The sequence below is a fragment of the Actinophytocola xanthii genome (genome assembly GCF_001921205.1).
Taxonomy (GTDB): domain Bacteria; phylum Actinomycetota; class Actinomycetes; order Mycobacteriales; family Pseudonocardiaceae; genus Actinophytocola; species Actinophytocola xanthii.
Genome location: NZ_MSIE01000042.1, coordinates 1 through 21,790, shown reverse-complemented (window position 1 = coordinate 21,790; position 21,790 = coordinate 1). Strand labels below are relative to the sequence as shown.

At 71.0% G+C, this 21,790-nt stretch carries 24 protein-coding genes; 17 read left to right on the top strand and 7 right to left on the bottom strand.

Translation table 11 applies throughout. From position 1 onward, the window contains the following. Positions 1-2: 2 nt before the first annotated feature. From BU204_RS22200 to BU204_RS22190, 3 genes are read right to left on the bottom strand one after another with little or no spacing between them, the layout of a single operon-like run. Positions 3-914 (bottom strand): ABC transporter ATP-binding protein, encoded by a 912-nt coding sequence (locus BU204_RS22200; RefSeq protein ID WP_075127660.1) that lies wholly within the window; start codon positions 912-914, stop codon positions 3-5. Continuing rightward, the gene (locus BU204_RS22195) at positions 911-1,777 is read right to left on the bottom strand and encodes a hypothetical protein (RefSeq protein ID WP_075127659.1); all 867 of its coding nucleotides are present in this window, start codon (positions 1,775-1,777) and stop codon (positions 911-913) included. Before BU204_RS22195 ends, BU204_RS22200 begins: the two co-directional genes overlap by 4 nt. Next, positions 1,764-2,693 (bottom strand): ABC transporter ATP-binding protein, encoded by a 930-nt coding sequence (locus BU204_RS22190; RefSeq protein ID WP_075127658.1) that lies wholly within the window; start codon positions 2,691-2,693, stop codon positions 1,764-1,766. Before BU204_RS22190 ends, BU204_RS22195 begins: the two co-directional genes overlap by 14 nt. Positions 2,694-2,777: 84 nt before the next feature. Here BU204_RS22190 and BU204_RS22185 point away from each other — a divergent pair, with 84 nt between their 5' ends. Next, positions 2,778-3,650, top strand: a complete 873-nt coding sequence (locus BU204_RS22185) for a TIGR03560 family F420-dependent LLM class oxidoreductase (RefSeq protein WP_075127657.1) — start codon at positions 2,778-2,780, stop codon at positions 3,648-3,650. Here the strand turns inward: BU204_RS22185 and BU204_RS22180 are convergent. After that, positions 3,637-5,157, bottom strand: a complete 1,521-nt coding sequence (locus BU204_RS22180) for an FAD-dependent monooxygenase (protein WP_075127656.1) — start codon at positions 5,155-5,157, stop codon at positions 3,637-3,639. The two genes, BU204_RS22185 and BU204_RS22180, sit on opposite strands and share 14 nt — an antisense overlap. A gap of 67 nt (positions 5,158-5,224) precedes the next feature. Further along, entirely contained in the window at positions 5,225-5,848 is a 624-nt protein-coding gene (locus tag BU204_RS22175; RefSeq protein ID WP_075127655.1) for an acyl-CoA-like ligand-binding transcription factor, read from the bottom strand. A gap of 114 nt (positions 5,849-5,962) precedes the next feature. Here BU204_RS22175 and BU204_RS22170 point away from each other — a divergent pair, with 114 nt between their 5' ends. Beyond that, positions 5,963-6,829, top strand: coding sequence for an LLM class F420-dependent oxidoreductase (locus BU204_RS22170; RefSeq protein WP_075127654.1), 867 nt, complete (start codon positions 5,963-5,965; stop codon positions 6,827-6,829). Positions 6,830-6,857: 28 nt separating this feature from the next. On the opposite strand, the gene BU204_RS22165 is transcribed toward BU204_RS22170, so the two are convergent. After that, complete coding sequence (locus BU204_RS22165; RefSeq protein ID WP_075127653.1) at positions 6,858-7,547, bottom strand: SDR family NAD(P)-dependent oxidoreductase; 690 nt, start codon at positions 7,545-7,547, stop codon at positions 6,858-6,860. Then, positions 7,548-8,321, bottom strand: coding sequence for a tyrosine-protein phosphatase (locus tag BU204_RS22160; protein ID WP_075127652.1), 774 nt, complete (start codon positions 8,319-8,321; stop codon positions 7,548-7,550). A gap of 121 nt (positions 8,322-8,442) precedes the next feature. On the opposite strand from BU204_RS22160, the gene BU204_RS22155 reads away from it, so the two are divergent. The 15 genes from BU204_RS22155 to BU204_RS22085 all read left to right on the top strand — a co-directional run. Further along, on the top strand, positions 8,443-9,609 hold the full coding sequence (locus BU204_RS22155; RefSeq protein ID WP_198942956.1) for a CynX/NimT family MFS transporter: 1,167 nt from the start codon (positions 8,443-8,445) through the stop codon (positions 9,607-9,609). Between the two features lie 10 nt (positions 9,610-9,619). Further along, on the top strand, positions 9,620-10,396 hold the full coding sequence (locus tag BU204_RS22150) for an NAD-dependent epimerase/dehydratase family protein (protein WP_075127650.1): 777 nt from the start codon (positions 9,620-9,622) through the stop codon (positions 10,394-10,396). Positions 10,397-10,722: 326 nt separating this feature from the next. Beyond that, on the top strand, positions 10,723-11,529 hold the full coding sequence (locus BU204_RS22145) for a helix-turn-helix domain-containing protein (protein WP_075127649.1): 807 nt from the start codon (positions 10,723-10,725) through the stop codon (positions 11,527-11,529). Further along, the gene (locus BU204_RS22140) at positions 11,526-11,693 is read left to right on the top strand and encodes a DUF397 domain-containing protein (RefSeq protein ID WP_075127648.1); all 168 of its coding nucleotides are present in this window, start codon (positions 11,526-11,528) and stop codon (positions 11,691-11,693) included. Before BU204_RS22145 ends, BU204_RS22140 begins: the two co-directional genes overlap by 4 nt. Before the next feature lie 163 nt (positions 11,694-11,856). Beyond that, positions 11,857-12,843, top strand: a complete 987-nt coding sequence (locus BU204_RS22135) for an ABC transporter substrate-binding protein (RefSeq protein ID WP_143229650.1) — start codon at positions 11,857-11,859, stop codon at positions 12,841-12,843. A gap of 6 nt (positions 12,844-12,849) precedes the next feature. Then, positions 12,850-13,887, top strand: a complete 1,038-nt coding sequence (locus BU204_RS22130; protein WP_075127646.1) for a FecCD family ABC transporter permease — start codon at positions 12,850-12,852, stop codon at positions 13,885-13,887. A gap of 56 nt (positions 13,888-13,943) precedes the next feature. Beyond that, positions 13,944-14,969, top strand: a complete 1,026-nt coding sequence (locus tag BU204_RS22125) for a FecCD family ABC transporter permease (protein WP_083661525.1) — start codon at positions 13,944-13,946, stop codon at positions 14,967-14,969. Beyond that, positions 14,966-15,748 (top strand): ABC transporter ATP-binding protein, encoded by a 783-nt coding sequence (locus BU204_RS22120; RefSeq protein ID WP_075127644.1) that lies wholly within the window; start codon positions 14,966-14,968, stop codon positions 15,746-15,748. Before BU204_RS22125 ends, BU204_RS22120 begins: the two co-directional genes overlap by 4 nt. Before the next feature lie 127 nt (positions 15,749-15,875). Continuing rightward, positions 15,876-17,003 carry a type VII secretion target gene (locus BU204_RS22115; RefSeq protein ID WP_083661517.1) on the top strand — a complete coding sequence of 376 codons (1,128 nt, stop codon included), beginning with the start codon at positions 15,876-15,878 and terminating at the stop codon, positions 17,001-17,003. Between the two features lie 10 nt (positions 17,004-17,013). Beyond that, positions 17,014-17,406, top strand: a complete 393-nt coding sequence (locus BU204_RS22110; protein WP_075127642.1) for an SRPBCC family protein — start codon at positions 17,014-17,016, stop codon at positions 17,404-17,406. Continuing rightward, the gene (locus BU204_RS22105) at positions 17,403-17,987 is read left to right on the top strand and encodes a DUF3558 family protein (RefSeq protein ID WP_075127641.1); all 585 of its coding nucleotides are present in this window, start codon (positions 17,403-17,405) and stop codon (positions 17,985-17,987) included. The genes BU204_RS22110 and BU204_RS22105 overlap by 4 nt, the downstream gene beginning before the upstream one ends. After that, positions 17,984-18,523 (top strand): hypothetical protein, encoded by a 540-nt coding sequence (locus BU204_RS22100; RefSeq protein WP_143229648.1) that lies wholly within the window; start codon positions 17,984-17,986, stop codon positions 18,521-18,523. The genes BU204_RS22105 and BU204_RS22100 overlap by 4 nt, the downstream gene beginning before the upstream one ends. Positions 18,524-18,544: 21 nt before the next feature. Beyond that, positions 18,545-19,849: a type I glutamate--ammonia ligase gene (locus tag BU204_RS22095; RefSeq protein WP_075127639.1), complete on the top strand. Its 1,305-nt coding sequence runs from the start codon at positions 18,545-18,547 to the stop codon at positions 19,847-19,849. 13 nt (positions 19,850-19,862) lie between these two features. Beyond that, positions 19,863-20,984: an amidohydrolase family protein gene (locus tag BU204_RS22090; RefSeq protein WP_075127638.1), complete on the top strand. Its 1,122-nt coding sequence runs from the start codon at positions 19,863-19,865 to the stop codon at positions 20,982-20,984. Between the two features lie 183 nt (positions 20,985-21,167). Beyond that, positions 21,168-21,790 (top strand): hypothetical protein (locus BU204_RS22085; protein WP_075127637.1); only part of this gene is annotated, 623 nt, incomplete at its 3' end.

Here is a 21,790-nt window from a genome sequence, read left to right as displayed (position 1 = left end):
GTTCATGTCGCCACCAGGTAGGAGAAGACCTTCTCGAGGGATTCGTCGGCCGGGAGGATTCCGGTCAGGCGGATGCCGGACGCCTTGGCCAGCTTCGCCAGCGCCCTGGCGAACGTGCCGTAGTCGCTCGCGTGCACCTGCAGCGTGCCGTCGGTCAGGGTCACCGCCGACACCGACTCCTGTCCGATCAGGACAGTCGCCAGCCGGCGGTTGTCGGAGGACTCGATGGTGAACACGTGCGGGCGGTTCGTCATCAGGCGGCGGATGTGGCGGTAGTCGCCGGAGGCGGCGAGGCGGCCGGCCACGATCACCTGCACGGTGCCGGAGAGCTGCTCGACCTCCTCCAGGATGTGCGAGCTGAACAGGATCGTCCTGCCCTCCTCGGCCATCCGGTGCAGCAGCTCCATCATGTGCAGCCGCTGCCGAGGGTCCATGCCGTTGAAAGGCTCGTCCAGCAGCAGCACCCCGGGGTCGTGCACGAGCGCCGCGGCGACCCGGGTGCGTTGGCGCATCCCCTTGGAGTACGTGGAGATCGCCCGGTCCTGCGCGCTCTCCATCTCGACGATGCCCAGCGCCGTGCGGGCCGCGGCCGCCGGGTCGGGCAGCTTGTGCAGCTTCGCCGACGCGAGCACGAACTCCCAGGCGGTCAGGAAGCCCGGCACGCTCTCCCGCTCGGTGACCAGCCCGAGGGTCCGGTACACGTCCGGGTTGCGCCAGGCCGGCTTGCCGCCGATGGTCACCGTGCCCTGCGAGGGCGAGAGCAGGCCGGCCATCAGGTGCAGCACTGTCGTCTTGCCCGCTCCGTTGGGCCCGAGCAGGCCGGTCAGGCCCGGACCCACCGTCAGCGTCACGTCGTTGACCGCGACCACGTTGCCGTACCAACGCGACGCCTCGGTCAGCTCGACCGCCGTCATGAGTTCACCTTCCGATACCGCCAGACCGTGCACGCCGTGCCGGCGGCCACGATCAGGAGCGCGGCCAGGCCGTAGACCGGGCCGTAGGGACCGATGTCGAAGAGCCCGCCGTCGAACAGCCAGCGGTCGACGCCGCCGAGCAGGCTGACCGGGTCGAGCAGGCCGGCGAGCTGTTGACTCGCGCCGTCGCCGAGTGCCTGCACCACGCCGCTGACCGGCGCGGTCAGCAGCGTCACGCCGATGATCATGCCGGTCGCGAACACCCGCCGGCCGGTCAGCGACGCGAACGGCAGCGCGATCGCCGCCAGCACGGCGGCGTGGATCGCGGCGGCGGCCAGGCCCTGGAGCAGACCGCCGAGCTCGGAGAACACCCCGGCGACGCCGTTGTCGGTGCTGAACGCCATTCCGAGGAAGAGCACCAGCATCGGCCCACCGAGCAGTACGAACGTCGCCGACGCCAGCGCGGCGAGCTTGGCCAGCGCGTAGTCGGCGCGACGCAGCGGCCGGGCCAGGTAGAGCGCGAGCAGGTTGCTGCGCAGGTCGACCGACACCAGCTCCGGGGCGACAACCGCGACGAACACCGTCGCCGCGTAGGTGAACGTGGTCGCGATGCCGACGTAGTCGATCACCTCCACCGGGAGCTGGGTGTTCAGCACGACCAGGATCAGCGCGGCGATCGAGGTCGCCCCGAGCAGCCCGATCGGCAGGACCTTCGCCCAGGGGCTGCGGCCCAGGCCGTAGGCGCTGCGGACGCCGTGCACGAACAGCGAGCGGGCCGCGTAGCCGCGACCCAGCCGGGGTCCCTCGTAGCGCTGGTAGCCGATGTCGTGGATGACACCGGTCGGCCGCTCAGGCGTTGACATGGCTGGCCTCCGTCGGCAGGTCCCGGAACAGGTCGGCGACCTGGTGGCGGTGGCGTTCCAGCCGGTGCAGCGACAGGTCAAGGTCGGCGACGCCGTCGCGGATCAGGTCGTAGGTCTCGTCGGGGTTCTCGCCCATCCGCACCATCAGCGCGCGCTTCTCGGTGCGGACCTGCAACCCCTGGCCGGTCAACAGCTCGGCGAGGCCCGCCGGGTCCTCGTCGGTCTCCACCATCAGCAGGTCGCTGTGCTGGGTCATGGCCGACAGCGTCGCCGAGCGCAGCAGTCGGCCGGCGTCGATCGCGACCAGCGAGGTGCAGATGCGCTCGATCTCGCCGAGCAGGTGGGAGCAGACCACCACCGAGATGCCGAACTCGGAGCCGATCCGGTGCACCAGGTCGAGCATGGCGCGCCGGCCCTCCGGGTCCAGCCCGTTCGTCGGCTCGTCCAGCAGCAGCAGCTCCGGGTCGTGCACCAGCGCCTGGGCGAGCTTGACCCGCTGCTTCATGCCGGTCGAGTAGCCGCCGATGCGTCGGTACCGCTCCTCGTAGAGCCCGACGTGGCGCAGCGTCTCCGAGGCGCGCTCCCGGGCCCGTGCCGCGGGCAGACCGCTGACTCGAGCCATGTGGGTGACGAACTCGGCCGCGATCTGGTCCGGTGGGAGGCAGTCGTGCTCGGGCATGTAGCCGACCCTGGCGCGGACGGTCTCCCCGTCGGCGATCGGGTCGAGGCCGAGCACGGTGATCCGCCCGCCGGTGGGTTCGAGCAGGCCGAGAGCCAGCTTGATCAGCGTGCTTTTGCCGGCGCCGTTCACGCCGACGAGACCGACGACGCCGGGTTCGATGGTCACGGTGAGGTCGGCGAGCGCGGTGACGGTGTCGTACCGCTTCTCGAGCGAGTCCGTCTCGATGAGTGCCACGCGGCAGACACTATGGGAACGGCCCGACAGCGGCATCCGGCCTGGTCCCTGAACAACGTCCCCTAGGGGTGGCAGGGTGGAGGGGTGCGCATCAGCCTGAACGTCACGAACTTTTCCTGGCCGGGCGAGATCGGCGCGAACCTCACCGAGGTCGCGCGGGCGGCGGACGAGGCGGGAATCGACACCGTCTGGGTGGGCGACCACCTGCTGCAGGCCGACCCGACCGCCTCGCCGGAGCAGGAGATGCTCGAGGGGTACACGACTCTGGGTTTCCTCGCCTCGTGCACCTCGCGCGTGCGGTTGGGCACGATGGTCACCGCGGCGACCTACCGCGCGCCGGCGTTGCTGGTCAAGGCGGTCACCACGCTCGACGTGCTCTCGGCCGGACGCGCGTGGCTCGGGATCGGCGCGGGGTACCACGAGCAGGAGGCCGAGGACTTCGGCCTGGACCTGCCGGTGGCGAGGCGCGAGCGGTTCGAGCGGCTGGAGGACACCCTGCGCCTGGCGTCACGGATGTGGGCTGGCGACGACAGCCCGTTCGCGGGACGGCACACCAGGGCGGGCCACCCGGTGAACAACCCGGCCCCGGTGACCCGTCCGCATCCGCCGGTGCTGGTCGGCGGGATGGGGGAGAAGCGGACGCTGCGTCTGGTCGCTGAGCTCGCGGATGCCTGCAACCTGCCGGACATCCCGGACGGGGGTGCGACCGTGCGCCGCAAGCTGGAGGTGCTCGCGGGGCACTGCGCCGAGCGCGGGCGGCCGTACGAGGAGATCGAGAAGACGTTGAGCACGCGGTGGGTCCCCGAGGAGAGCACCGAGGACTTCACCGCGCGCTGCGCGACGTACGCGGACTGGGGGATCGGCCACGTCGTGCTGATCACGACCGGTCCGTGGACCGCCGCGTCGGTGTCGGCACTCCGTCCGGCTGTCGAGGCGGTGCGACTCAGGCGGGGGTGAGCCGCGGGGAGCCGAACCAGCGTCCGATGGCGGCGTCGAGGCCTTCGGTGTCCGGGCTGGGATCGGTCGAGGACCAGGCCACGTAACAGTCGGGGCGCAGCAGCATCGCCGTGGTGGGGAAGTCCGCGCGGCCGGTCACGACGGGAACGCGCGAGCCGAAGCGGTCCGCGAGCGCGCCGTTCGGGGTGAGGTCGATGAGCAGGGGGTGCGCGTCCCTGGTCAGCTCGGCCAGCCGGACCGGCCCCCGACCGGTGTCGAGTACCAGGTCGGGAGCCCAGTGGCCGCCCGACGGGAACCCCACGTCGTAGCGGATGTCCGCGCCAGAGAGCAGGTCGGCGATCCGCTGGACGGTCGCCTCGTCGCGGAGCAGTTCGCTGAACAACGCGCGCAGCTGGGTGACCTCTTCGCCCGGCGCGACCAGCGCGGACTGCGCCTGGGTGTGCATCACGACCCGCTGACTGACCGGCCGCCGCTCGCTCTCGTAGGTGTCCAGCAGCCCTTCCGGTGCCGTGCCGCGCACCGTCGCGGCGAGCTTCCACCCCAGGTTGACCGCGTCCTGTAGCCCGAGGTTGAGCCCGGCCCCACCCATCGCCGAGTGCACGTGCGCCGCGTCGCCGACCAGCAGCACCCGTCCGGAACGGAACCGCTCGGCGATCCGGGTGTTGCCGCCGACCAGCCGGCGCAGCAGGTGCGGTCCGGCGCCCTCGGGCGCGGCCAACGGCAGGTCGCCGCCGAGCACTCGGCGGATGCTGGCCGCCAGCTCCTCGAGCGTCATCGGTGCGGTGTCGTCGACCGACGCTCGTTCGGTGGTGGACACCAGCGCCGGGCGGGACGGGAACGGCGCCCACACGAACAACCCGTGCTCGGTCCGGTGGTGCGTGAACGGCGGCACGACCCCGTAGCCGGGCACGTTCAACCCGCCGGTCGTCGGGTCGACGAGTTCGGCCGGCACGCTGACATGGGCCACTCGCGAGACCGAGTCGTCCGTCGTGACGCCGGGGAAGCCGATGCCGGTCAGCTTGCGGGTGGGGCTGTGCCCGCCGTCGGCACCGACGAGGTAGCGGCCGGCCAGCCGGTAGGGGCCGTCCGGGCCGTCGACCTCGACGGTGACCGCGTCGGCGTCCTGGGACAGGCCGGTCAGCGCGTGACCCCGACGGATCTCGACGCCGAGCTCGACGGCGCGCTCCTCGAGCACCTGCTCGATCCGCTGCTGCGGCACCGCCAGCGTGTACAGCGGGTTATCGGCGAGGACGCCCAGCTCGAGCGGCAGCGCGCCGAACATGAACCCCGGCGCCGGCTGCGGCGGATCGGCGCTGCCGCTCAGCGTCTCGTACAGGCCGCGCCGGTCGAGCATCCGCACCACCTGGCCGACCAGGCCGTTGGCCCGCTGCGTGGTACCGCGCTCTGGCATGCGCTCGAGCACCACCGGTGTCACCCCGGCCAGGCGGAGCTCGCAGGCCAGCATGAGCCCGTTGGGGCCGGCGCCAGCTATCACGACGTCGATCATGAGGAACCTCCTCGTAGGCATGACGAACCGACCCGGCGACGCGCCGGGTTGTCGGAAAAGGACGGGGTTACGGTGTGGGCAGGCCCGCCGCGAGCTGGTGCAGCGCCTCGCGCAGCAGTCGCTCCATCGGTCGTGGTTCCTCGCCCCGCAGCCAGTGTTCGGTGGCGACGTTGATCGCGGTGCCGACGGCCCCGGCGACCAGCTTCGGGTACAGGTCGCGGGTGGCGTCGGTACCGGTGCGCTCGGCGACCGCGGCGGCGAGCTCGGCCTCGGCAATCGCCCTGGCGCGGATGAACTCGGCCTGCAGCGCCGGTTCCTCGATCATCAGCTTCAGTCCCTCGGCCCACTCCTGGTCGCGTTCACCTCCGGCCGAGATGTCCTCGCCCAGGGCGAACCGCGCCATCGCGGCGTTCTCGATGGCCTCCCACAGCGGCTCGTCCGCGGGCCGCGCCCGAAGCTCGTCGGCGATGGCGCGGGCCCGCTCGAGGTGCCGCGCGGCGATGGCCTCGCCTTTGCTGGAGAAGTAGTTGTTGAACGTGCGGGGTGAGACCCCCGCCTCGGCCGCGATGTCCTCGACGCGGACGTTGTGGAAACCGCGCTCCACGGTGAGCCGGATCGCCGCCCAGCTCAACGCGATGCGGGTTTCCCGCTTCTTGCGCTCCCGCAGCCCGAGCCGCTCCTCGCCGTCCATGACACCACGGTAGACGAATGTTGCGGATCACGCAAAGATTCGCGTCCCGCAAATTTTGGCCTCGATCCGGTGAGGGCTTGAGCTGGAGCGCGCTCCAGCTCATACGCTGCGAGAATGCGCCTGGGAATCCACGTCATGGCCTTCACCGTCCCCGGCGGCACCCCCGCCATCGCTCCCGAGCTGGCCAAGATCGGTCGGGCGGCCGAGGCCGCGGGGGTGACCCACCTGTCGGTCATGGACCACTACTTCCAGATGGACCAGTGGCATCCGGCGACCGATCCCATGCTGGAGGCCTACACGACCCTCGGCTTCCTCGCCGCACACACCTCGACGATCCGGTTGGGCGTGCTGGTCACCGGTGTCAGCTACCGCCACCCCGGCCTGCTCGCCAAGATCGTGTCCACTCTGGACGTGCTGTCCGAGGGCCGGGGGGAGCTCGGTATCGGCGCTGCCTGGTACGAGCGCGAGCACCGGGGCCTTGGCGTGCCGTTCCCGCCGGTGGTCGAGCGCTTCGAGCGGCTGGAGGAGACCCTCCGGATCTGCCGGCAGATGTGGGACCCCGACAACGAGGGCCCGTTCGAGGGCAGGTACTACCAGTTGGCCGAGACGATCTGCCGGCCGCTGCCGCTCAGCGGACCGCCGGTGCTGATCGGTGGTGGTGGGGAGCGCAGGACGCTGCGGCTGGTGGCCCAGTACGCCGACGCGTGCAACCTGTTCCCGTCCACACCCGCCGAGCTCGGCCGCAAGCTCGACGTGCTGCGCGCGCACTGCGACGACGTCGGCCGGGACTACTCGACCATCCAGAAGACCCTCGCCGCGGCCGAGGTCCCGACCGACGTGGACGCCTTCGCCACGGAGATGGCGGACTACGCCCGGCTCGGCTTCGACACGGTCATGGTCGCCCCGCCCGGCGACGCCCCGGCCGAGTGGATCGAACGCGTCGGGACGCCCGTCGCGGCCCGCCTCGCCGAGCTCGGTTAGGCGGCGCGGACGCGCCCGCGGACGTGCCCTAAGCCCGGTCGACCGGGATGTGCGCGCCGCTGATCGGGGAGGCGTCGGAGCCGGAGAGGAACAGGATCGTCCGGGCGATGTCGGCGGGGGCGACCCAGTCCTTGCGGTCGGAGTCCGGCATGGCGCTCCGGTTGGCCGGCGTGTCGATCACCCCCGGGAGCACCGCGTTCACCCGTACCCCCTGGTCGGCGTACTCGACGTGCAGCGCGTCGACCAGGGCGAGCACGGCCGCCTTCGCCGTGACGTAGCCGGCGGCGCCGGCGAAGGGCTGGCGGGCCGCCCGGCTGGACATGCACACGATCGAGCCGCCGCCGCTCTTGAGCAGGTAGGGCAGCGTCGCGTGGCAGGTCAGGTAGGTGGCCCGCAGGTTGAGCAGGAGCTGGTTCTCGAACTCGTCGATCGGGGTCTCGTGCACGAGCCCGCCGGAGGCGAAACCGCCGACCAGGTTCACCACCGCCCGCAGTGGAGCGTCCACAGTAGACGCCGCGGTGCCGGCACACTCGAGTGCGGACTTCTCGTCGAACAGGTCGGCGCGGAACAGCTTGAGCCGGGGGTGCTTGGGCATCCGCGCGAGCTCCCGCTCGACCACCCACGGCACGACGACCCGCCAGCCGGCGTCGAGGAACGCTGAGGTCACCGCGGTACCCAGCCCGCCGGTGCCGCCGGTGACCAACACCGTTCGTGCCATTCAGACCTCCAGGAGCTTGGCGCGCAGCCGTCGCGCGTCCTGCGTGTCGAAACCGTGCGTGCCCAGCCAGCCGAGCACGCCGCCGTGGTCCTCGTCGAGCCGGGCGAGGAAGCGCTCCATCGAGGCCGCGCGGGGGCGGTGCTCCTCGGCGGGCAGGTTGTCGATGTCCTCGGCGTAGGTGGGCGAGGCCCGCAGCCGGTCGAGGACCCGCTCGATCCGCTCGGCGGTGGCCGTGTAGTCGGCGACCACCGCCTCGCGCGGAACCCCGGCGACGGTCAGCGCCATCGCGACGACCACCCCGGTCCGGTCCTTGCCGGCCGCGCAGTGCACGAGCGCGGCCCCCGGCGCCTCCGCGATCGTGCGCAGCGCGGCCACCACGTTGTCCGGCCGGTCCTCGAGGTAGCCGAGGTAGAACGAGAGCGCCAGGTCGGAGGGGCCACGTCCGGCGGCACGTTCCCGGTTGAGCGCGAGGGCGTCGGCGGCGACGTCGGTCATGCCGTGGCTCTCCGGGAGCACCGACAGGTTGACGTGGCGCACGGCGGGGACCCGGCTGAGCGGTCCGGGGCCCTCGGACCGGACCTCGCTCGTGCTGCGCAGGTCGATCACCGTGGTGACGCCGATCTCCTCGGTCAGCCGCGTGACGTCGGCGGGGGAGAGGTCCTGGAGGTTGTCGGAGCGGACGAGTCGTCCCGGTCGGGTCGGTACCCCGCTGTCGGTCGGCATGCCGCCGACGTCGCGTACGTTTACCGCCTTCTCGAGATCGATCCACACCACGAGGTCATCTCACCAGATCGGGCCCGCGGCTGGTACGCCTCCCCGGGCTTCGTCACAGCCGTCCTGTTCGTACGAATTGCTGGGCGGGCCCCGCATGTGTCACCTTGGCTGGGTGACGACCGTGAGGACTGCTAAAGACCGGCGCGTCCTGTTGGTCGTCGGGTTCCTGCTGATCGCGGCCAACCTGCGGGCCGCGCTGACCTCCGTCGGGCCGCTGCTGGAGACGATCCGGCGCGACGTGGGGCTGAGCGCGGGCGAGGCCGGTTTTATCGGGACGGTGCCGCTGCTGACCTTCGCCGCGGTCTCCCCGCAGGTGCCTCGGCTCGCTCGCCGGTTCGGTGTGGACCCGATGCTCTGGGTGGCGATGCTCACGCTGGTCATCGGGATCGTCCTGCGGTCGCTGCCGGTGGCCGGGTTGCTCTGGGTGGGCACCGTGCTGCTCGGCGCGGCGATCTCGGTCGGCAACGTCCTGCTGCCGAGCATGATCAAGCGCGACTTCCCCGACCACATCGGCGCCGTGACCGGTGTCTACACCGCGGTCATCGGTGTCGTCGCCTCGATCGCGGCGGGCGTCGCGGTGCCGCTGGCCGGCGTCCTGCCGGGCGGGTGGCGGGCCTCGCTCGGCTGCTGGGCTGGGTTCGCGCTGGTGGCCTTCGCGCTGTGGACGCCGCTGGGCCGACGACGGCCGGAGCCGGAGCCGGCCGCGCTGCGGCCGCGGGCGCCGTGGCGGTCCCCGCTCGCCTGGGAGGTCTCGGCGTTCATGGCGCTGTCGGCCTGCGGCTTCTACACGATGCTCGCCTGGTTCCCGTCGATCGTGCAGAGCACGGGTGCGAGCGAGGAGTACGCCGGCTGGGCACTGTTCGTGTACCAGCTCGTCGGCGTGGTGATGAGCATCGCCGTCCCGCCGGTGCTCGCCCGCCTGCCCGACCAGCGCGCGGTCGCCGCGACCGGCTCGCTGCTGGCCCTGGCGGGCTACCTGGGGCTGCTGGTGGCGCCCCGGCCGACGATGCTGTGGGCCGTCGTGACCGGTGTCGGCGCGGGAGTGCTGTTCTTCCTCGCGCTCGCGTTCTTCAGCCTGCGCGCGGCCGATCCGCGGTCCTCGGCCTCGCTGTCCGGGATGGGCCAGTCGCTGGGGTACCTGTTCGCCGCGGTCGGGCCGGTCGCGATCGGCGCGCTGCACGACGCGACCGGCGGCTGGCGGGTGCCGCTCGCTGTGCTGGTCGGCGTGGCCGCTGTGCACACTGTGATCGGGTTGCGCGCCGGCCGGGACGCGCACGTGCGGGTCTGAGGAGGCCGTGATGCGTCTGCTCGTGCTGGGTGGTTGTGGCCTGGTTGGGTCGATGGTGCTGCCGCACCTCGCCGCCGGGCACGAGATTCGGGTGTTGGACCTCGCCCCGCCGCGGGAGCCGGTGTCGGGCGTGGACTACCACACGGGCGACCTGCGCGACGTCGAGCTGGTCGCGCGGCTCGCCGAGGGCGTGGACTCGCTGGTGTTCATGGCGATGGGACCTGCCGCTCCCTGGGGCACCCCCGAGACCGCCCGGGCCCACCTGGAGGTGGCGGTGGTCGGCATGTACGCCGCGCTGACCGGCGTGCACCTGGCCGGCGTGCGGCACATGGTCTATACCAGCAGCATGTCGGTCTACCCCCACCCGCTCGGTGGCGACTTCCCGGCACCCGGCGAGCTGGACCCGGACGCGGGCGACGAGCTCGGTCGCTACCCCGACGAGTCGACGCCGCCGAACGCGGGCGACTTCTACGGCCTGGCGAAGCGGTTGGGCGAGGAGGTCTGTCGCAACGCGACGGCCGAGTGGGGGATGGACGCGGTGTGCCTGCGGCTGTGCTTCCCGACGGCCGACGACGAGTGGCCGCGGGTGGGCACGGCGATGCAGCGCGCCATGTCCACCTCCGCCCGCGACGTCGCCGCGGCGATCGACGCCGCGCTGCGGCGACGGGGGCACGGGTTCGACGTCTACGCGATCAGCGGGGACGGGGACGAGCGGACGATGAGCCTGGCGAAGGCGCGGCGGGAGCTGGGATGGGAGCCGCGGGATAACACAGCCGCGGCTGGCTGACCTGGGACTCAGCGGGCGCGACCGTGTCGGGAGGTCGGGAACAGGTCGCGCCCGCTGAGAGTTCGGTGGTGTTATGCCGCCGGTCACGGCAGGTCGGACACCGGGCGATGTGCCGTTTGACCGTGTGCTCGGTCCACACGAACAGCCAGGTGACAACCGGTCCGAAAAGGCAGCCGCCCAGAATTCCGATCTCGATGATCAGCAGTGTTGTGTTCCATCCGGCACTCACGGGGTCACCTCCTGCTTTCGGCTCTGTCGAACAGTAATGTCTCTTGCGGCAGAGCGGTTCCGATTGCAAGGAGTGATTCGGGTTGGTCACAAAGCCGGTGTCCCGAGATCGAATCATTGGTGCACGTCTGCGAGCCATAAGGAATGAAAAAACGACTTTGAGTCTCGAACAGGCGGCTGCCGAGGCGCAGTGGTCACCCTCACGGTTGAGCCGAACCGAGCGCGGACTACGGCAGGTAACCCTGGAGGAGGTGGCGGTACTGCTCACGGCTTACCGCCTACCTGTCAGTGCCCGCGAGGAGATCCTGGCCGAGATGCGGGCCGGTTCCTCCTCCGGCTGGTGGGACAGGGCTCTGCCGGGGGTTCCGCCCGAGGTGGGAGCCCTGGCCAGCTACGAGGCGGATGCGGAGGCGCTCGTGGACGTCTCGGTCACGGCCATCCCGGGGCTGCTGCACACCTACGAGACGGCGGTGGGGGTGATGCAGGCCGACGGTGCGGCTCGCCGGGACATCGAGACCCGCTGGATGGCCCGCCTCCGGCGCCAGCAGATCCTCGGGTCGGTGTCCTACACGGCCTTCATTCCCCAGGATGTCCTTCGGCTGCCCTATGGCGGAGAGCGAGCTCGGAAGGTTCAACTAGAACATCTGCTATGTGCACAAGATCGTGGAATTTCGGTCCGGATTATTCCTGACCACCAGACTCAGGTCCTGCTGCTTCATTCGTGGTTGTGGATGCGGTTCCCCAACACAGGTCCGGTGCTGCATATCGAACTGGCCGCGGGCGGGTTCTTCCTGCACGACCAGGATGTGCGGCCCTACTCCACGGCTCTCGACCGTCTGAATAAGATAGCGCTGTCACAGACTGCAAGCCGTACACTCATCTCCGACCTGATGGAGGCACCATGACGAGTTGGCGCAAGTCGACCAGAACCAACACCGGAAACTGCGTGGAGGTTCGGAACGACCTGGCAGCCCTGCGGGACAGCAAGGACCGTGACGGCGGCTCGCTGGCAGCCGGCTCGTTGCGGTCGTTCCTGCGTGCCGTCAAGTCCGGCAGGTTCGATCGTTGACTTCGGACTGCCGCGCCTCGTGACGATCCGCGGTTCGCACGTGCGTCGCCGATGTCGAAACAGGACAAAGCGGATCTGCTTGTAGCCCTCACCAGCATCTTCGGCCTCCGCGAGTGATGTGAATCACCTTCGCGCTGTGCTTAGGCGAGGCTAACCTCCGTTTGTGCGTCGCCTACTGATCATGCTGAGTGCTGGGCTCGTGCTGTCCGCCTGCGGTTCCGCCGCGGAGGACAGCGGTAGCGATTCCTCCGGTCCCTGGAGCTTCGTCGACGGTTCCGGTGAGACGGTCAAGCTGGACGAGATCCCGAAACGCATCATCGCCCACGCCGGCGAGGCGGCAGCGCTGATGAGCTTCGGGATCCGGCCGGTCGGCATCTACGGCGACGAGTCGGTGAAGACCGACCCCAACCTCAAGGACCTCGATCTCGACGGGATCGAGATCCTGGGTGAGGAGTGGGGCGTCATCGACGTCGAGAAGGCGGCCGAGCTCGACCCCGACCTGATCGTCGCGGACTGGTGGCCGGCGGAGAAGGCGCACGGCGGGTTCGAGGAGGGTGTCGAGGAGAAGAGCCTCAAGCTCGCCGAGCTCGCGCCGGTGGTCGGCGCCACTCAGGGCGAGTCGATCCTGTCGCTCGCCCAGGGGTACGAGAAGCTGGCCGAGAGCCTCGGCGCCGATGTGGACGACCCGGAGCTGGCGGCGGACAAGAACGCCTTCGAGGAGGCGCTGTCCCGGTTCAAGGAGGTGGTGGCGAGCAAGCCGGAGCTGACCGTGCTGGCGGTCTCGCCGTCGGACGACCTGCTGTACGTCGCGAACCCGGAGTACGCGCCGGAGCTGCTCGATTTCCAGGAGTGGGGCCTGAAGGTCATCAACCCGGACAGCCCCGACAAGGGCTTCCCGTACTGGGAGAACCTCAGCTGGGAGAACGCCGACAAGTACCAGCCGGACCTGCTGATGATCGACAGCCGGCAGTTCGACAGCACGCTCGCGCAGGCCGAGAAGCACCCGACCTGGCAGACCATCAGGGCGGCCAAGGCCGACGCGATCATCCAGTGGCCGGCGTTCTGGCTGCACACCTACGGCGACTACGCCCAAGCACTGGAGATCCTCGCCGACGACCTCGAGAAGGCCGATGAGAACATCGGCGACTGACCCCCGATGAGCACGACCGGCACCGTTTCGGTCCCGGTACGACGGCGAGCCCCGGTCCTCGGCACGGGTCTCGCCGTTCTGCTGGTCGCACTGGCCGCCGTCGCGTTCCTCAGCGTGTCCCTGGGTTCCCGGTCGATCTCGCTGGCCGACGTGCTGCGGGCGTTGTCGGACATGACCGTGACCTCCACCGACGGCAGCGTCACCCTCGAGATGCGGGTTCCCCGGACCCTGTTGGGCATCCTGGTCGGTGCCGCGCTCGGGGTGTCCGGCGCGGTCCTGCAGGGCGTGACCCGCAACCCCCTGGCGGATCCTGGGATCATGGGCATCAACGCGGGCGCGGCGGCCTTCGTCGTCCTCGCGATCACCGTGCTCGGTCTGCGCGGGATCTCGGCCTACATCTGGTTCGCGTTCCTGGGGGCGGCGGTCGCGACCCTGCTCGTGTACGCCGTGGCGTCGCTGGGCCGGGAGGGAGCGACGCCGGTGAAGCTGGCACTCGCCGGCGTCGCGGTGACCGCGGGCCTGACCTCGGTCACCACCGGCATCGTGATGACCGACGTCGACGCGCTCAACGAGCTGCGGTTCTGGCAGGTCGGCTCGCTCGCCGGACGGTACGCCCCGATCCTGTTCGGCGTGGCGCCGTTCCTCGGGCTCGGCCTCGTCGCCGCGTTGGCCTGCGGTCGTTCGCTCAACGGCCTCGCCCTGGGCGAGGACACCGCACGGGCGCTGGGCCTCAACCTGGCCCGGACCCGGCTCCTGCTGTTCGCCGTTGTGGCTGTCCTCTGTGGAGCGGCAACCGCGGCCTGTGGACCGATCGTCTTTGTCGGCCTGGTGGTTCCGCACATCGCCCGGGTCCTGTGCGGCCCGGACTACCGCTGGATCCTGCCCTACTCACTGCTGCTGAGCCCGATCGCACTGTTGTTGGCCGACATCGCCGGCCGCGTTCTGGGCAGCCCCGGCGAACTCCAGGTCGGCGTGGTCCTGGGCGTGGCGGGCGCCCCGTGTTTCGTCGCCCTCGTCCGCTACGGCCGAATGGCAGAACTGTGAAACACGACCCCTCCACGACCGCCACTCGCGCCCGAGCTGAGCGTTCCGTGCCCACGGTGACCACCGCGGTCAGATCCGGGAAGACGGCACTTGCTCGGCGGTCGGTGGTGGTCACGGCGGTGCTCGGCGTCGTGGCCTTCGCGGCGTTCGTGCTCAGCATGATGGTGGGCAGCGTCTGGCTCGGCGCCGGTGAGGTGCTCGGCTCGCTGTTCCGGGTGACCGTCGACCGGGGTACCGACTTCATCGTGCTCGACCTGCGGCTGCCGCAGGCGACCTCCGCGCTCACCGTCGGCTTCGCGCTCGGCGTCTCCGGGACCCTGTTCCAGCAGCTGCTGCGCAACCCCCTTGCCGCGCCGGACTTCGTCGGTGTCTCCTCCGGGGCGAGCGTCGCGGCGGTGGCCGGCATCGTGGTGTACGGCGCGGGTGGGTTGGCGGTCCCGGCGATGGCCGTCGTGGGCGCCCTGGTCTCCGCCGTGCTGATGTACGTCCTCGCCTTCCGCGACGGGCTGAGCGGCTACCGGTTCATCCTCGTCGGCATCGGGGTGTCGGCGTTCATGATCGGCGTCGTCGGCTACCTGCTCACCAGGGCGGATCTGCACGACGCGCGGCAGGCCATGCACTGGCTGATCGGGTCGGTCGGCCAGGCGGGGCCGACCGAGCTGCGGGTGCTGATGGTCGTCCTGGTGGCGCTCGTCCCGGTGGCCATGCTGCTGCAACGCCAGCTGCGGGCCCTCGAGCTCGGCGACGACCTCGCGCGGGGGTTGGGCACGCGGGTCGAGTGGGCGCGGTTCGCGCTGATCGCCCTGCCGGTCGTGCTGATCGGCCTCGCCACCGCCGTCGCCGGCCCGATCCAGTTCGTCGCGCTGGTGGCCGGTCCGGTCGCCGCCCGTCTGCTCCGTCCCGCGCCGGGAGGGGTGCTGGCCGCGGGCTTCACCGGTGCGGCCGTGCTGCTGATGGCGGACATGGTGGCCCGGCACGTCCTGCCGACCGAGCTGCCCACCGGCGTGGTGACCGGCGCGGTCGGCGCGCCCTACCTGTTGTGGCTGCTGGCCACGGCCAACCGGGAAGGAGTCGGCGGATGACCGGTCGGCTGCGCGCGGAGCAGCTCAGCCTCGGCTACGACGACAGGAACGTCCTCGAGGCCCTGGACCTCGACGTCCTCGACGGCAGGCTGACCGCGATCGTCGGCGCCAACGCCTGCGGCAAGTCCACTTTGCTGCGCGGTCTGGCCCGCCTGCTCAAGCCCAGAGCCGGCCGGGTCCTGCTGGACGACCGCTCGCTGCAGGATGTCGGCACCCGCGAGGTCGCGCAGGTCCTCGGCATGCTCCCGCAGACCCCCGTCGCCCCAGACGGCATCACGGTCGGTGATCTCGTCTCCCGTGGCCGCCACCCCCACCAGGGCTGGTTCCGCCGCTGGAACGCCGCCGACGAGGCAGCCGTGGCCAAGGCCCTGACCGCGACCGGCACCCAGGACCTGGTCGGTCGTCCCATCAACCAGCTGTCCGGCGGCCAACGCCAACGGGTCTGGGTGGCGATGGCGCTGGCGCAGGACACGGAGCTGTTGCTCCTCGACGAGCCGACGACGTTCCTCGACATCACCCACCAGGTGGACCTGCTCAGGCTGCTGCGCGACCTCAACGCCGACACCGGAAAGACCATCGTCGTCGTCCTGCACGACCTCAACCTGGCCTGCCGCTACGTCCACCACCTCATAGCCATGGCCGACGGCCGAGTCGTCACCGAGGGCCCGCCCGCCGAGGTCGTGACCCCCGCCCTGGTCGAGAAGGTCTTCAACCTCCCCTGCGTCGTCGTCCCGGACCCGGTGGCCGGCACCCCGATGGTCGTCCCCGCCGAGAACTGAGGGAAATTCCCCGACAATTCGCGCCGTCCGGGCGCTGGGGAGATTTCTCATAACCCGCCGAGACGCCCCGTCGGCTCTGTATCGTTACGCCGCAAGCAGGCTCGGTGCGTGGGTTCGGGGGTTGTCGATGACGTCGTTTTCCGTGCAGCCAGGGGCTTTGCGGCAGCTCGCGGCCCAGGTGGACCGCGCCCGCGAGGACGTGGTCGCGGCCAGGACGCACCTCGCGAAGATTCAGGAATTCCAGGGTGGTGAAGGAGTTGTCGGTCGACTCACGGGCGGACACCGCGATGTCTACAATGCCCTCGACTCCTGGCTCGGTGAGCTCGCGCACCCCACGTTGAGTTCGGTGGCGCAGGCGGTCCGTGACTCCGCCGCCTACTACGAGCGCACCGACCAGACCTCCGCCCAGCGACTGGACGCCGCGTACCCCGCGGCGGACGCGGCCGAGCAGCGGAAGCAGACCGGGTACATCAGTGGACCTGGAGCCCCGGCCGAGTTCCAGGACGTCCAGGAGCCGCGGGGGCGCCTGAGCAAGATCAAGGACTACCGCGAGGAACTGAACGGCGACTACGACTGGTGGGATGCCTTCAGCCCGATGACGGCGATAGGGGCGGCGCTCGAGGCCGTCAGTCATGTGGCTGTGTGGCTGCAGGCACTGGACCGACCGATCGACCCCTGGGACGAGATCGTCAAGCCGTGGGTCGGGGACTGGGCAGGCCTGCGCGCGGCGGCGGACGTGCTGAACGACGTGCGGTGGGCTCTCAACGACGTCGGCATCAACATCCAGTGGGCGTCCCAGGGCTGCCAGGCTGTCTGGCGCGGCAATGCGGGTGACGGCGCGGCGGTGTACCTGATGCGGCTCGTCACGCCGTTCGAGCAAGCTCACGAGCAGCTGCGCGAGATCGTCGACCAGTACCGGCTCGCGTCCGAGGAGATGGTCAGGATGCGCGACGCCGTCGTCAACATCCTCAAGGGGGTGGGGGACGCCGCGATCGAGGCCGCCGGGTCCGCCTGGGTGGCGGGTGGAGCGGCAGCGACGGGAGTCGGGGCGCCCATCGCGGTCTTCGCCGGGGCGCTCAGCGCGTACAACGTCTACCGGGTGGTCGACGGGATCAAGGAGATGTTCGGACTCATCGGACAGATGGATACGGTTATCAAGGTCGTCGAGGCGGCGCAGACGAACTACGGCAGCGTGCACCATGCCGGCACCGGTCTGCCTTCGTTGCCGACCGCACCTCTCGACCCGCCCAAGTGAGGACGAGACCATGACGCACAGTTCCCGTCCGGTCCCTGCCGACCGGAGCGAGTTCCTGAGACTGGTCGAGGGCTCCGCGCACGCGGACACCCTCCGCGACGAGACCACGCTGCGGAAGATGCTGTTCGCCACGATGAAGGACAGCGACGACCCACTGGTCCGGGAGATCGGGGAAGGTCTCGCAAGCGGCAGGATGTCCTGGACCACCGTCGCGACGACCTCCGCTTATGCTGACTTCATCGATCGAAGCCTCGCCGCCGTGCGCCAGTTCGACGTCGGGGGTCTCGTCGAGGACCTGGAGGCGACCAAACCAGAACCCGTACGCCCGTCGGGTGAGAACAAGAGCCGCCGGGATGACGACGGGGAGGATCTGTGGCAAGGGCTACGCCGCAAGCGGCGATGAGACCGCTCCTCGTCATCGCGATGGTTCTGACCGCGGCCATGAGCACGGGTTGTTCGGATGAGCCCGCGCCAGGACCCGAATCGGGCGCGGGACCCTCGTTGTCCGTTCCGCCCGTGCCCGAGCCACTCGACGCGGAGCGCTTCCGAGAAGCACCCTGCGAACTCCTCTCCGCGCGGCAGGCGAGCGAACTCGGCCTACCTGTGACGGCCCAGGAACGCTCCGCCGGCCGCCCCACGTGCGTCCTGCGCCCCGCGGACCAGGACCCTCTCGACACCGTGACCATCAGGTTCCAATCGAGCACGGGCCTGGCCGGTATCGCTCGGCAGTGTGCGAACAGCGCCGAATGCGACTTCTGGGGTGTCGACACGATCGAGGGGTATCCGGTGATCCGTGCCAACGGCGACCTCGAGTCGACGTACGGACTGTGCCGTCTGTTCCTCGGAGTAGCCGACGACACGGCGATCTTGATAGCCGACGGCGACGTCGCCACCGCGGGGAGAACGGAGACCGAAGGCGGGCCGCGCTGCGACCGCGCCGACCGAACAGCGGCCTTCGTGATCAACACCTTGGAAGGCCGGTGAACCGGCCCGGCCGCAAACGCAAGCCGGCTCGGCGCGCGGCGTGGAGCATGCTGCTGGGCGGCCTGGGGGTGGCGGTGGTCATGATGGGCATCGGCGCCTACGCCGTCGGGACGGGTCAGTCCGTCGGTCCGGATCAGGAGGCGATCTGGCCCGCCGGTACGGAGATTGGGATCAGCCGAGAGTTCGGGCGCCGGCAGCAGGCCGGTGGTGAGGCCACCATCGTGACCTGCGCCGTCACCCCGGAGAACGGGAACCCGCACACGATCGACGCCATGTGGGGGGAGCGGATCTCGCCGCGCTTCACCGGGCCGGCGTCGATCACCTGCGAGTACCGGGCCAAGGTCCTCACCGGCGGCGCCCTCACCACCGCGGGCATCACCCGGGGCCCGCTGGTCGCCGTGCCGCTGTTCGTGGCAGGGCTGGGTGTCTTTTTCTTCTTCCCCCGCTTCACCGCGTTCGCCGCGAGTCTTTCCCATCCCTTCGGGCGGCTCGTCGTCAAGCTGACCGGGCGCGACCGGCGGTACTGGGAGCACTGACGCCGCAAATAGGATGGGCCGATGCCGACGACGGTGGAGGAGCTGCGCGCGGCCGGCGTGACCATGGTCGAGCTGTCGTTCGTGGACAATGCGGGGATCACGCGGGTCAAGGCGGTGCCGTTGTCCCGCCTCGCCGCGCTCGACGGGGTTGGCGCTTCGCCCTGTTTCGAGGCGTTCGGGTCCGACGACGTCATGGTCGCCGGCCGCTACCTCGGTGGCCCGGACGGGGACCTCCGACTGGTCCCGGACCTCGACCGCCTCGTCGCGCTCTCCGCGATGCCCGGCTGGGCCTGGGCACCGGCCGACAAGCTCACCAAGGACGGCCAGCCCTTCCTTGCCTGCCAGCGGGGGTTCGCGGCGCGGCAGGCAGCCGCCGCGGCCGAGCGAGGGCTGAGCCTGCTGATGGCCTTCGAACACGAGTGGGCGTTGGGTGTCACCGGCGCCGAGGAGTTCCGACCGGCGTTCGACGGGCCTGCCTACGGGCAGGTCCGGCTCGAGCAGGTCGCCGCGTACGCGGCCGCGCTGGTCGGGGACCTGACCCGGCAAGGGCTGGACGTCCAGCAGTTCCACCCGGAGTACGCCCTCGCCCAGCTCGAGCTGTCGGTCGCGCCGAACGACCCCGTCGGCGCCGCGGACGACGCCGTGCTGTTGCGGCACACGGTCCGTTCACGCAGCCTCGCCCACGGCTGGCGGGCCTCGTTCGCCCCCAGCGTCGACCCCGACGGCGCCGGGTCGGGCGGGCACCTGCACCTGTCGGTCCACGACGACGCCGGCAACACCCTCGCCGACCTGCGGCCGACCGGCGAGGCGTTCCTGGCCGGGCTGCTGCGGGAGCTGCCGGCGTTGCTCGCGATCGGCGCCGGCCACCCGGCGAGCTTCCTGCGGCTGCTGCCCTCCCGCTGGGCCGGTATCTGGCAGTGCTGGGGCCACGAGACCCGGGAGACCGCTCTGCGGATGGTCGCCGGTTCCCAGCAGACCGCCAACGTCGAGCTCAAGTGCTTTGACGCCACCGCGAACCCGTACCTCGTGGTCGGCTGCGTGATCGCCGCGGGGCTCGCCGGGGTGGCCGACGACCTCCGGCTGCCGCCGCCGGTCACCGGTGACCCCGCCCTGCTCGACGACGCGGGACGCCAGGCGGCGGGCATCCGCCGGCTGCCCACGTCGGCGTCCGAGGCCGCGGACGCCCTGGCCGCCTCGACGGTGCTGGCCGACGCCCTCGGTCCGGAGCTGCACGACGCGATCGTCACCGTCCGCCGCGCCGAGGCCGACCGCTGCGCCGGACTGCACCCGAAGGAGCTTTCGGCGGCCGTACGCTGGCGCTGGTAGCAAGGGGGCTCGCATGGCCGTGACCGACGAGGTGCCGCTGATCGACCAGCACTGCCACGCGGTGCTCGCCCGCGACCCCGACCGTGACGAGTTCGCCGGCGGGCTCACCGAGGCCGCGGCCGCCGGCACCCGCGACCGCTGGCACTCGTCGCTCGGGCTGGCCGTACGGCGGTGGTGCGCCCCGGTGCTCGACCTGCCGGCGCACGCCGCACCCGAGGACTACCTCGACCGCCGGGCCGAGCTGGGCTGGCGCGAGGTCACCGACCGCCTGTTACGGGCCACCGGTGTCGAGCGCTGGTTCGTCGACACCGGGTACGCGCCGAGCCCCGGCCTCGAGCCGGGCGAGGTGTGCGGGGCCGGGCACGAGGTGGTGCGGGTCGAGCAGGTGATGGAGGGCGTCGCTGGTCGGCCCGACTCGCCCGCGGCCGTGCTCGACGCCTTCCGCGACGAGCTGCGCGACCGGGCGGCCGGCGCCGTCGCGCTCAAGACCGTCGTCGCCTACCGGTCCGGCCTCGACGTGCCGGGGGAGTGCCCGTCCGACCGGGACGCCGAGCAGGCCGCCCAGGCCTGGCTGCGCTCCGGCGGCACCCGGCTGACCGACCCGGTGCTGCACGCCTGGACCATCCACGAGGCCATCAGGGTCGGCGCCGAGCTCGGCCTGCCGCTGCAGTTCCACACCGGCTTCGGCGACGACGACCTCGATCTTCGCGAGGTCGACCCCCTGCTGCTGACCGACTTCCTCAGGTGCACCAGGGACAGCGGCGCCGCCGTGGTGCTGCTGCACTGCTGGCCGTTCCACCGCAACGCCGCCTACCTGGCCCACGTGTTCGACCACGTCTCGGTCGACATTGGACTGACTCTGCCGTACGTCGGGGTCCGCGCCGACGACGTGCTCGGCGAGGCGCTCGAGCTGGCGCCGTTCGACTCGGTGCTCTACTCCAGCGACGGCAACGTCCTGCCCGAGCTGCACCACCTGGGTGCGGTGCTCTGGCGACACCACTTCGGCCGCCTGCTCGACTCCTGGCTCGCCGAGGACGTTCTCGACGTCGACACCGCCGAACGGCTCGCCTTCGGCGTCGGCGCCGAGAACGCGGCCCGCCTGCACCCCCGGCTCGGCCGCCCGACGGCCCGCTGACGGCTGCTCCCTCCCGGGCCGCCGGACGGGTGCGATCCGGGTGCTGTGTTGGAGCGTGTTGGTTGGCGTGTGGGAATACGTGGGCTACTCCCGTTTGGCTCTCGTTTCTGGGCCTGTTTGACAACACAGGGGCCGCATTGTCAGTGGTGTCCAGCTCGCACCACCGAAGGAACCCCACCGACAATGACTCGCCCCCGGCTCGCCACCCTCACCGCCGCTCTCGTCCTCGCCGCGACCGCGGCGGTCTCCGCCGTCGCCACGACCGGAGCCGTCGACCGCCATGTCGCGCCGGTCGAGGACGGGGTGACCGTGGTTGCCGAGGCGATTCTGGCCTCCACCCCGTTCGAGCAGGCCGCCGCCATCGGCGCCGCCGCGGAGGGGACCGCCGCGGCCGCCACGCCGGGCTGCCAGGCCAAGCCCTACGCCCTGGCCGCGTGGCGGATGCCGGCCACCTTCACCTGGTACTACAACCCCGCGGCTGCGCCGGCCTCGGTGGCGGCGAGCGCGCTGCCCGCGATCAAGTCCGCGACCAACACGCTGTTCTCCGCCCGTTCGCGCTGCGGTACGGCGACCACCACGGTGACCACCGGGGTGTACGCCGGCACCAGCACGAAGGCGGCTCAGGTCTCCCCGAAGGGCACCTGCACCGGCAACGACAACGTCAGCGTCACCAGCTGGGGCGCCCTGCCCGCCAGTGTCCTGGCCTACACCTGCGTGTACTACCGGACCGGCTCCAAGACCGTGCTGTCCTCCGACGTGCTGATCGACAACAAGGTGCACAAGTGGTTCACCACCAAGCCCGCCGG